This is a genomic window from Collinsella sp. SGI.178, from assembly GCF_050313495.1.
GTDB lineage: Bacteria > Actinomycetota > Coriobacteriia > Coriobacteriales > Coriobacteriaceae > Collinsella.
On the sequence record NZ_JBNPLM010000022.1, the window covers coordinates 25,620 to 35,795 of the forward strand.

Genomic DNA, 10,176 nt, shown 5'->3' on the forward strand with positions numbered 1-10,176 from the left:
CTGGACACTGCCAACAAGAGTGGGCGGCATAGGGCCACCCGCCAGACAACTAAGGAGATTCTTGTGGCAACTCAGAAATTCACCGGCGTTATTCCTCCCGTCGTTGTTCCCGATACCGAAGATCACCAGCTCGACGTTGCCTCCTTTGAGCGCAGCATCAACCGCATGATCGACGCCGGCGTCGATGGCCTGTTCTTCCTGGGCTCTTCGGGTGAGGTCGTTTTCTCCACCGACGAGCGTCGTCGACAGATCATCGCCGAGGCCGTTCGAATCGTCGACCACCGCGTTCCTGTTCTGGTCGGCATCATCGATACCGAGACCGAGCGCATGATTGAGCACGGTAAGGTTGCTCAGGAGCTGGGCGCCGATGCGCTCGTTGCCACCTGCCCGTTCTATGCCCTGCAGGGCATGACCGAGGTCGAGGAGCATTTCCGCATCCTGCACGAGGAGCTCGACCTGCCCATCTTTGCCTATGACATTCCCGTGTGCGTTCACACCAAGCTCCCCTGGAAGCTCCTTGCAAAGCTCGGCGCCGAGGGCGTCCTTGCTGGCGTCAAGGATTCCTCGGGTGACGACGTCTCGTTCCGCTACCTCGTTCAGGAGAACGAGAAGAACGGCCATCCGATGAGCATCCTCACCGGCCATGAGGTCGTCGTCGACGGTGCCTACCTTGGTGGCGCCGACGGCTCTGTCCCGGGTCTCGCCAACGTTGAGCCCGAGGGCTACGTGCGTCAGTGGAAGGCCGCTCAGGCTGGTGACTGGGCTACCGTCAAAGCCGAGCAGGATCGCCTCAATGAGATTTCGCACATCTGGGACGTCACCTCGGGCGTCCAGGGCTATGCCGGTGGCGTTGGCGCCTTCAAGACCGCTATGAACCTCATGGGCATTTTCGACAGCCCGACCATGCCGCGCCCGGTGAAGGCCATGACCGGCGAGAATGTCGAGGCGATTAGGAAGGTCCTCCAGGACAACGGTCTCCTGTAAAGCTTTCCCGGGCACCCGATCTTGGGGCTCAAGCGATCGAGCGTGACCCATTAGGTCAATGCCCGACCGCTTTCACCCCAACCCCGGGCACTCGGGAAGCCTTTAGCAAGCTGCGGCGATAACACCGCCTTTATTTCCTGTAGTTGTTTTTATCTCCTAAGGAGAGCGACATGGAGAACAAGTACATCTGCTCCGTTGATATCGGTGGCACCAAGATTGCGACCGCCATTATGGAATATCCGGCTGATGGCGGCGTGCCCCATCCCGTATTTGAGGCTGAGGTTCCCACCGAGGCCCAAGAGGGCGGTGAGGCCGTCTTCCAGCGTATCGAGGCGTCCATCAAGGCCGCTCTCGAGGCGAATCCCGATGTCGAGGTCCTTGGCGTCGGTATCGGTGCCGCTGGCGTCGTCGATCCCAAGACGGGCGCCATCGCGTATGCCAACGAGATCATGCCCGGCTGGTCCGGCGTTCAGTTGGGGCCGCGTCTGCGCGAGGACCTCGGTCTTCCCGTTGCCGTTGTAGGCGACGTGCAGGCTCATGCTCTGGGTGAGGCCCATTGGGGCGTCGGCAAGGGCAAGTTCTCCGTCTTGTGTCTGGGCATCGGTACGGGTATCGGAGGCGCATATGTCGAGAACGGCCGCGTGATGCAGGGCTTCCATGGTGCTGCCGGCCATATGGGCCACATCGAGTGCTCGGCTGCCGCCGGCATTCCCTGCGCCTGCGGGCGTTCCGGCCATCTGGAGTCGGTGGCTTCGGGTACGTCGATTGGGCGCATGTACGACGAGCGCTTCGGTCGTGTTGACCCCAGCCGTCCCTCGGTTGGCCGCGACGTGAACGACCTGTGCCGCGCGGGTGACGCAAAGGCGACCGAGGTCATCCACGATGCCGGCTTTGCATTGGGCGCTAGCTTGGGCTCGCTCGCCAACATTCTGGATCCAGAGGTCATCGTGCTTTCGGGTGGCGTAATTCACCAGGGACCCGATTGGCGTTCGCAGACGTGGAAGGATTCGGTACACGAGGGCTATGCCAGCCAGGCGCTCGATCCGCTTCAGGACACGCCGATTCTCATCGGTTCTCTGGAGGGCGACGCACCGCTTATCGGTGCCGCCGAGCATCTTCTTGCCTCGTTAAAGTAAACGTATCTGCTGTAGGAGCCTCCCGAGACGACACGCCTCGGGAGGCTGTTCTGAGAAAGGTTATAGCCTTATGACCGTCGATCCTTTAATTCAATCCCTGAAGGGTAAGCTCATCGTGAGCGTTCAGGCGTATATGGGCGAGCCGCTTCGTACGCCCGAGACCATGGCTCAAATGTCTCGCGCTTGCGAACTCGGTGGCGCCGCCGCCATTCGTTGCCAGGGCCTTGCCGACATTGCTGCCATTAAGGGTCGTTGTGAGGTTCCTGTTATCGGCCTGTGGAAGGATGGACACGAGGGCGTTTACATCACGCCGACGCTGCGTCACGCCCGCGCCTGCGTTGCTGCCGGTGCCGACATCGTGGCGATTGACGCCACCGATCGTCCGCGCCCCGATGGCAAGTCGCTCGAGGACACTTTTCGTCCGCTGCACGAGGAGGGCGTGCTTCTGATGGCGGACTGCGCCACGATCGAGGATATCCGCCGCGCGGTCGACATGGGCTTCGATTTGGTTTCCACTACGCTTTCGCATGGCGTCGCCGCCATCGATTGCACCATGGCAGACGGCCCCGACCTGCCGCTTTTGCGCCAGGCAACCGAGGAGTTCCCCGGTCTTCCCATTATTTGCGAGGGTCGTGTGCATACGCCCGAGGAGGCTCGCGCCGCGATTGACGCCGGCGCCTGGGCCGTTGTCGTTGGCACTGCCATTACGCACCCCACAAGTATTACGAGTTGGTTCAAGGCTGCGCTTGAGGCGTAAGACGGGCCTCGTATCCGCTTGGGGCGGTATACTCAACTAAGGCAATTGATCGCGCGGGATCCGCTGGCCGGGTCCTGCGCTTATTTTAGGAGGCAGCACATGCAAAAGGGAGATGCCATGGATGTGGCGGAGCGCACGGAGCGCATTCCCGATATCGTCATCATCACCGGAATGTCCGGATCGGGCCGAACGCAAGCCATGCATGTGTTTGAGGACATGGGCTATTTTTGTATCGACAACCTGCCTCCGCGCCTGATTGCGCAGCTCGCAGAGCTTGTTGGCATCAATACGGGTGTGGGTAGACATCTTGCTGTTACCTGTGACCTTCGCAGCCAAGGCCTGTTTGATGAGCTGCTTGACGCCGTTGCCGCCTTGGAAGAGCGCGAGATGAGCTGTGACATTGTGTTTCTCGATGCATCTGATGAGGTGCTGATTCGCCGCTACAGCGAAAACCGCCGCCGCCATCCCATTGCGAAGCCGGGGGAGACCACGGCCGACGCCATCCAGCGCGAGCGTTTACAACTCCAGGGCGTGCGCGACCGAGCCGATATGATCATCGATACGAGCCGCCTTCGTACCTCTGCTTTACGCAATAAGCTGCGTGCGGCTTTTTCAGAGCTGTCCGACCAGCAGCTCATGGACGTCCACGTCTTCTCATTTGGCTTTAAGCATGGTATGCCCGTCGAGGCAGACATCATGATCGATGTTCGCTTCCTGCCTAATCCATTCTACGACCCCGAGATGCGCACGTTGACCGGCCTCGATAAGAAGGTCTCCGACTTTGTCCTGGACCATCCCAAGACGCAGGAGTTCTGGAAGGTTTGGACGCAGTTGCTCGATACGGTCATGCCGGGTTATATCGCGGAGGGCAAGCCGCAGCTTTCCATTGCCATCGGCTGTACGGGCGGCCAGCACCGCAGCGTTGCCATTGCAGAGGCTACGGCCCGATACCTGGAAGGTGCTCAGTATCACGTGAGCATTTCTCACCGCGACTTGTCGCGTGCCAATACGAAAGCATAGGTTTGAATGTCGTTTACCGCCGAGGTGCGTGACGAGCTTGCGCGCTGCGAACCCGAATGTGAATATTGCGATCTGTCGACACTTGCCGCTCTTACACGTGTGAGTGGCACGCTTTCGCTGGCGGGCTCTGGTCGGTACCGTTTGACGGTTGCGACCGAGACGGGTGCCGTTGCACGCACGATGATTACGCTGACGCACCGCATCCTCAAGCTCAAAACGGAGTTTACCGTTCGCAAGTCGGTCTTGCATAAGGTGCGAAACTATCTCATCACCTTGCCCGACCAGCCCGACCTCGATAAGGCTTTGGTTCTGCTGGGCATTCTCGACCGCAGGGGAGGGCTCGTCGCCGGTGTGCCGCGCCATATCGTCGCCCGGCCCTGCTGCAGGCTCGCCTACATTCGCGGCGCTTTGATTGCCGGCGGCTTTGTGGCAGACCCGCGTGGCGATTTTCACCTGGAGATTGCGGTGCAGGGCGAACAATACGCCAAGGGGCTTTGCGACCTGTTGGAGCAGGTCGGGGTTCATGCACGCGTCAACGCCCGGCGAGGATCATATGCCGTGTACATCAAGAGCGCCGAGGAGATTGAGCATTTGCTCAAATTGATTGGCGCCAAGCGCAGCGTTGCCGAAATCGAGGAAGCCCGTGCGGTCAAGTTGGTGAAAAACGACGTAAATCGTCGCGTGAATGCTGAGCTGGCCAACCAGACGAGAAGCGCCGGCGCTGCCCAACATCAGCTCGCGCTTATCGAGGAGCTTGAGCGACGCGGCATGCGCGATGCGCTCCCGGATGCCTTGGCGGCCTTTTGTGACTTACGCGAGCGCTACCCCGATCTCTCACTGCGAGATTTGGGGGAGATGGCCGACCCTCCTTTGTCAAAGTCGGCCCTATATCACCGTGTTTTGCGTCTTGAAAAGCTCATTGAAGCGAACAGGTAGTTTAAAGCGGCAGTTTATATAGTACTTGAACTGCTGTTTTATGCTTTAAAACGTTTTAAAGCAAATTTGATTTTCAATTTCGAGCATTCTCGTGAAATTCAAGTCAAAAAAAAGGTATATTAGGCGAGTGGTTAGTTTGTGGGCCTCAACGGCGGGCGCTGTAGCTTGCGGGGGCCTTACGAAAGGAGACACAATGGCAGTAAAGGTTGCTATTAACGGCTTCGGTCGCATCGGTCGTCTGGCCTTCCGTCAGATGTTCGGTCATGAGGGCTCCGAGATCGTCGCTATCAACGACCTCACCTCTCCCGATATGCTCGCTTACCTGCTGAAGTACGACTCCACGCAGGGCAACTATGCTCGCGATCACGAGGTCGTCGCTGGCGAGGATTCCATCACCGTTGACGGCAAGGAGATCAAGATCTACAAGGAGGCCGACGCCAACAACCTGCCTTGGGGCGACCTCGACGTCGACGTCGTTCTCGAGTGCACTGGCTTCTACACCAGCAAGGCTAAGGCTCAGGCCCACATCAACGCTGGTGCCAAGAAGGTCGTCATCTCCGCTCCGGCCGGCAGCGATCTGCCCACCATCGTGTACAACGTCAACCATGAGACGCTGACCGCTGAGGACAACATCATCTCCGCTGCTTCCTGCACCACCAACTGCCTCGCCCCGATGGCCAAGGGTCTGAACGACTTCGCTCCCATCGTGTCCGGCATCATGACCACCATTCACGCCTGGACTGGCGACCAGATGCCGCTCGACGGCCCGCAGCGCAAGGGCAACAAGCGTCGTAGCCGCGCCTGCGCCGTCAACATCGTCCCCAACACCACCGGTGCTGCCAAGGCTATCGGCCTGGTTCTCCCCGAGCTCAACGGTAAGCTCATCGGTGCCGCCCAGCGCGTCCCGACGCCGACCGGCTCCCTCACCAACCTCTACGCTGTCGTTGACAAGAAGGTTACCGCCGACGAGGTCAACGCCGCTATGAAGGCCTACGCTGCCACCATCTCCGAGACCTTCGCTTACAACGAGGACGACATCGTCTCCACCGATATCATCGGCGAGACCCATGGCTCCATCTTCGACGCCACTCAGACCATGTGCTCTGACCTCGGCAACGGCCAGACCCTCGTTCAGGTTACCTCTTGGTACGACAACGAGAACTCCTACACCTCTCAGATGGTCCGCACCATCAAGTACTTCGAGAAGTTCGTTGCTTAATTTGGCTTTTAGCGAATAGCTCGTTGAGCGTCTAAAAAAGGGCGCGGCCTTATAGGGCTTACACCCTAAGGTCGCGCCCTTTTTATAAGAAATCGTCTGCCGTAATGGGAGGCAGACACGTACGAAAGGTAGAAGCAAACATGGCCTTTACCAAGAAGACCGTCCGCGACATCGATGTCGACGGCAAGCGCGTTCTCGTCCGCGTTGACTTCAACGTGCCTATCAAGGATGGCGTCGTTGGCGACACCACCCGTATCAAGGCTGCCCTGCCCACCATCAACTATCTCGTTGAGCACAATGCTCGCGTTATCCTCATGAGCCACCTCGGCCGTCCCGAGGGCACCGGCTTCCAGCCCGAGCTTTCCCTCGAGCCCGTCGCCAAGAAGCTCGCCGAGCTCTCTGGTCTCGATGTTGCTTTTGTCGCCGACACTTATGGCGAGAAGGCCGCCGAGGCCGTCGCCGCCGTCGAGCCGGGCAAGGTCCTCGTTCTCGAGAACGTCCGTTTTGACAAGCGTGAGAAGAAGAACGATCCCGAGATCGCCAAGACCCTCGCTTCCTATGGCGACGTCTTCGTCCTCGACGCCTTCGGTACCGCTCACCGCGCCCAGGGTTCCGTCGTGGGTCCCGCCGCTTACCTGCCCGCAGTCGCTGGCTTCCTTCTGGAGAAGGAGGTCGACACGCTGACCGGTATCTTCGCCGAGCCCGAGCGTCCCTTCGTCGCCATCGTCGGCGGTTCCAAGGTTTCCTCCAAGATCGGCGTTCTCGATCACCTTATCGACTCCGCCGACACCCTGATTATCGGTGGCGGCATGGCCTATACCTTCTTCCTGGCTCAGGGCATGACCGTCGGTCAGTCCCTCAAGGAAGAGGACTGGGTCGAGCGCGCTGGCGAGATGCTCAAGAAGGCCGAGGAGAAGGGCGTCAAGATCCTGCTCCCCATCGACAACCGTGTTGCCGACCACTTTGGCGAGGACGCTGTCCCCGAGGTTGTCGCTTCCGACGCTATCCCCGACGACCGTGAGGGCATGGACATCGGCCCCAAGACCGAGGAGCTCTACGCCGAGGCCGTCAAGGGCGCCAAGACCGTATTCTGGAATGGCCCCATGGGCGTCTTTGAGTTCGACAACTTCGCTCACGGCACCCAGGCTATCGCCGAGGCTGTCGCCGAGGCTGATTGCACCTCGATCATCGGTGGTGGCGATTCCGTCGCAGCCGTCAACAAGTTTAACCTGGCCGACAAGATGAGCTGGATCTCCACCGGCGGTGGCGCTTCCATGGAGCTCGTCGAGGGTAAGGCCCTGCCCGGAGTGGAGGCGCTTCTCGATGCCTAATCGCACCCTTCTTATCGCTGGTAACTGGAAGATGAACAACGACGTCGCCGAGGCTGCCAAGCTCGCCGACGAGCTGGCCCAGGCTCTGCCCGAGGTTCCGGCTGGCGTCGAGGTGCTCGTCTGCCCTCCGACCATCGACATTACTACGGTTCATGACCGCATTCAGGCTGCCCCCATCGCCCTCGGTGCACAGAACGTGTACTGGGAGGCCAAGGGTGCCTTCACCGGTGAGTCCTCTTGCGACATGCTCAAGTCCGCTGGCTGCACCTACTGCATCATCGGCCACTCCGAGCGTCGTGACTACTTCCACGAGACCGATGAGGACCAGAACAAGAAGGCTAAGGCTCTCGTTGCCGCCGGTCTTGTTCCCGTCTTCTGCTGCGGTGAGTCCCTTGAGGTTCGCGAGGCCGGCACCTATGTCGAGCATGTCGTGAACCAGGTCAAGGCTGGTCTCGAGGGTCTTGAGATCACCTGCCCCAAGCAGGTCGTCGTCGCCTACGAGCCCATCTGGGCCATCGGCACCGGCAAGACCGCTACCGCCGAGGACGCTCAGGAGGTCTGCGGCGCTATCCGTGAGACCCTCAAGGAGATGTTCGGCGAGGAGCTCGCCAACGGCATCCGCGTTCTTTATGGTGGCTCCGCCAAGCCCGCCAACATCGCTGAGCTTGTTGCCAAGCCCGACGTTGACGGCGCCCTCGTGGGCGGCGCTTCGCTCAAGGCTGCCGACTTCGCCTCTATGGTCGTCAAGGCAGGCGAGTAGGGCATATGGCACAGCGTCATCTTCCTGCACTCCTAATCATCATGGATGGCTGCGGCTTGGCTCCGGCCGACGGCGAGAACGCCGTCGCTGCCGCCAAGACGCCCTTCCTCGATAGCCTGTACGAGAAGTATCCTCACACCACGCTCGGTGCTTCGGGCGAGGACGTGGGCCTTCCCGACGGCCAGATGGGCAACTCCGAGGTGGGTCACCTCAACATCGGTGCCGGCCGCATCGTGTTTCAGGAGCTTTCGCGCATCAACAACGCCATCAAGGACGGCTCCATCGCCAAGAACGAGGTTTTCGTCAAGGCTATGGATGACGTCAAGGCCGAGGGCAAGACCCTGCACCTCATGGGCCTTATGAGCCCCGGCGGTGTTCATTCTCACATGAACCATGTCGAGGCCCTGGTCAAGATGGCTGCCCAGTATGGCATTAAGACCGTTCGCGTTCACGCCTTTATGGATGGCCGCGACGTCGATCCGCAGTCCGGTGCCGGCTACATGAGCGAGTTCTGCGCCTTCCTGGCCAAGATCTCCGAGGAGACTGGTTGCGACGCTCGCGTTGCTACCGTCTCGGGCCGTTATTGGGCCATGGACCGCGACAACCGTTGGGAGCGCATCGAGCGCGCCTACGACGTCATGGTCAATGCGTCCGATGCCGATACCGACCCCGTTGCCGGTATCAAGGCCTACTACGAGAAGGATCCGCGCGGCGATGAGTTCGTTGAGCCGTTCGCTGCCCACAACGAGGGTATCCACGAGGGCGACGCGGCCATCTTCTTCAACTTCCGTCCCGACCGCGCTCGTCAGATGACCCGCGTGTTCACGGACAAGGAGTTCGACGGCTTTGAGCGCGAGCAGATCAAGCTCTCGCACTTTGTGACGATGACCGAATACGATCCGACGTTTGACGTCGAGGTCGCCTTCCCCAAGACGTTCCCCGAGAACGTTCTGGCCGACGTAATCGCAGCCAATGGCCTGAAGCAGCTGCACACCGCCGAGACCGAGAAGTACGCCCACGTGACGTTCTTCCTTAACGGCGGCATCGAGGAGCCCAAGGAGGGCGAGGAGCGCGTGCTCGTCGCTTCCCCCAAGGTTGCTACCTATGATTTGCAGCCCGAGATGAGCGCTCCCGAGGTTACCGAGAAGCTCGTCGCTGCCATCAACGAGGACCGCGCTGATTTCTACATCGTGAACTTCGCGAACTGCGACATGGTTGGTCACACCGGTGTCTTCGACGCGGCCGTTAAGGCCGTCGAGGCTGTTGACGATGCCCTGTCCAAGGTTGTCCCGGCGATTCTCGCTAAGGGCGGCTTTGCGCTGATTACCGCCGACCACGGCAACGCCGATCACATGTTTGACGTTGCTTCCGACGGTTCCAAGCATCCGTTTACGGCTCACACCACCAACCGCGTGCCGTTCATCATCGTTGATGAGAAGGCACAGCTCACCGGTATCGAGGACGGTCGACTTTCCGATATCGCTCCGACTATGCTCACTATGGCTGGTCTGGAGCCTTCCGCCGAGATGACGGGCCGTGTACTCGCGACCGAGGCCTAAGAGAAAACGCCAAGCGTTTCTTTGCAAGGGGGTTGACCATATTCGGGCAACCCCCTTTTTTGGTATTTCTGCCATTTCTACCTCGTCCCCAAATGGCAGGTGGGGAGTGTCGGGGGTTGTGGTACAGTACTGGAGTTTGAATTGTTCTATTAAGGAGCTTCTCTATGGGTCCGTTTCAGATTCTGCTGTTTGTAGTTTGGGCTGTCTCTGCCGTGGCGCTGACGATTCTCGTCCTGATGCATTCCGGTAAGGGCACCGGCGTTTCGGATATGATCGCCAGCTCGCTGTATAACTCCAGCTCTGCCACGGGCGTTATGGAGCAGAACCTTGACCGCCTGACCGTCATCATGGCTGTCGTGTTTGCCGTGTGCGTCGTGCTGTGCATGTTCTTCTTCCCGCAGGGCATCGTGGGCTACTAAGCACGAGCCGCATAAAATAATTGAAAAGGGTTCCGCAAGTGCGGGACCCTTTTTG

At 59.8% G+C, this 10,176-nt stretch carries 10 protein-coding genes; all 10 read left to right on the plus strand.

Annotated features, from left to right (window positions below; all coding sequences use genetic code 11):
- Positions 1-63: 63 nt before the first annotated feature.
- The 10 genes from ACQRAQ_RS07000 (at position 64) to secG (ending at position 10,121) form a co-directional block, all read left to right on the plus strand.
- Positions 64-984 carry a dihydrodipicolinate synthase family protein gene (locus ACQRAQ_RS07000; RefSeq protein ID WP_427718650.1) on the plus strand — a complete coding sequence of 307 codons (921 nt, stop codon included), beginning with the start codon at positions 64-66 and terminating at the stop codon, positions 982-984.
- Between the two features lie 170 nt (positions 985-1,154).
- Positions 1,155-2,120, plus strand: coding sequence for an ROK family protein (locus tag ACQRAQ_RS07005; RefSeq protein WP_427728775.1), 966 nt, complete (start codon positions 1,155-1,157; stop codon positions 2,118-2,120).
- Between the two features lie 70 nt (positions 2,121-2,190).
- The gene (locus ACQRAQ_RS07010) at positions 2,191-2,877 is read left to right on the plus strand and encodes an N-acetylmannosamine-6-phosphate 2-epimerase (RefSeq protein WP_154517496.1); all 687 of its coding nucleotides are present in this window, start codon (positions 2,191-2,193) and stop codon (positions 2,875-2,877) included.
- A 99-nt stretch (positions 2,878-2,976) separates the two neighbouring features.
- Positions 2,977-3,897, plus strand: coding sequence for an RNase adapter RapZ (gene rapZ, locus ACQRAQ_RS07015; RefSeq protein WP_427794376.1), 921 nt, complete (start codon positions 2,977-2,979; stop codon positions 3,895-3,897).
- A gap of 6 nt (positions 3,898-3,903) precedes the next feature.
- On the plus strand, positions 3,904-4,833 hold the full coding sequence (gene whiA / locus ACQRAQ_RS07020) for a DNA-binding protein WhiA (protein ID WP_427794377.1): 930 nt from the start codon (positions 3,904-3,906) through the stop codon (positions 4,831-4,833).
- Between the two features lie 193 nt (positions 4,834-5,026).
- Complete coding sequence (gene gap / locus ACQRAQ_RS07025) at positions 5,027-6,052, plus strand: type I glyceraldehyde-3-phosphate dehydrogenase (protein WP_154517458.1); 1,026 nt, start codon at positions 5,027-5,029, stop codon at positions 6,050-6,052.
- 140 nt (positions 6,053-6,192) lie between these two features.
- Positions 6,193-7,383: a phosphoglycerate kinase gene (locus tag ACQRAQ_RS07030; RefSeq protein WP_304212190.1), complete on the plus strand. Its 1,191-nt coding sequence runs from the start codon at positions 6,193-6,195 to the stop codon at positions 7,381-7,383.
- Positions 7,376-8,143 carry a triose-phosphate isomerase gene (gene tpiA / locus ACQRAQ_RS07035; protein ID WP_154517452.1) on the plus strand — a complete coding sequence of 256 codons (768 nt, stop codon included), beginning with the start codon at positions 7,376-7,378 and terminating at the stop codon, positions 8,141-8,143. The genes ACQRAQ_RS07030 and tpiA overlap by 8 nt, the downstream gene beginning before the upstream one ends.
- Positions 8,144-8,148: 5 nt before the next feature.
- Entirely contained in the window at positions 8,149-9,702 is a 1,554-nt protein-coding gene (gene gpmI, locus ACQRAQ_RS07040) for a 2,3-bisphosphoglycerate-independent phosphoglycerate mutase (RefSeq protein ID WP_304212185.1), read from the plus strand.
- A 164-nt stretch (positions 9,703-9,866) separates the two neighbouring features.
- Positions 9,867-10,121, plus strand: a complete 255-nt coding sequence (gene secG, locus ACQRAQ_RS07045) for a preprotein translocase subunit SecG (protein ID WP_006236144.1) — start codon at positions 9,867-9,869, stop codon at positions 10,119-10,121.
- Positions 10,122-10,176 lie beyond the last annotated feature (55 nt).

What these genes read in the sequence shown, in the direction of transcription:
- gap (WP_154517458.1), top strand. Translation starts at nt 5,027, where the DNA reads ATGGCAGTAAAGGTTGCTATTAACGGCTTCGGTCGCATCGGTCGTCTG.
- tpiA (WP_154517452.1), top strand. Translation starts at nt 7,376, where the DNA reads ATGCCTAATCGCACCCTTCTTATCGCTGGTAACTGGAAGATGAACAAC.
- whiA (WP_427794377.1), top strand. Translation starts at nt 3,904, where the DNA reads ATGTCGTTTACCGCCGAGGTGCGTGACGAGCTTGCGCGCTGCGAACCC.
- ACQRAQ_RS07005 (WP_427728775.1), top strand. Translation starts at nt 1,155, where the DNA reads ATGGAGAACAAGTACATCTGCTCCGTTGATATCGGTGGCACCAAGATT.
- ACQRAQ_RS07030 (WP_304212190.1), top strand. Translation starts at nt 6,193, where the DNA reads ATGGCCTTTACCAAGAAGACCGTCCGCGACATCGATGTCGACGGCAAG.
- secG (WP_006236144.1), top strand. Translation starts at nt 9,867, where the DNA reads ATGGGTCCGTTTCAGATTCTGCTGTTTGTAGTTTGGGCTGTCTCTGCC.
- ACQRAQ_RS07010 (WP_154517496.1), top strand. Translation starts at nt 2,191, where the DNA reads ATGACCGTCGATCCTTTAATTCAATCCCTGAAGGGTAAGCTCATCGTG.
- gpmI (WP_304212185.1), top strand. Translation starts at nt 8,149, where the DNA reads ATGGCACAGCGTCATCTTCCTGCACTCCTAATCATCATGGATGGCTGC.
- rapZ (WP_427794376.1), top strand. Translation starts at nt 2,977, where the DNA reads ATGCAAAAGGGAGATGCCATGGATGTGGCGGAGCGCACGGAGCGCATT.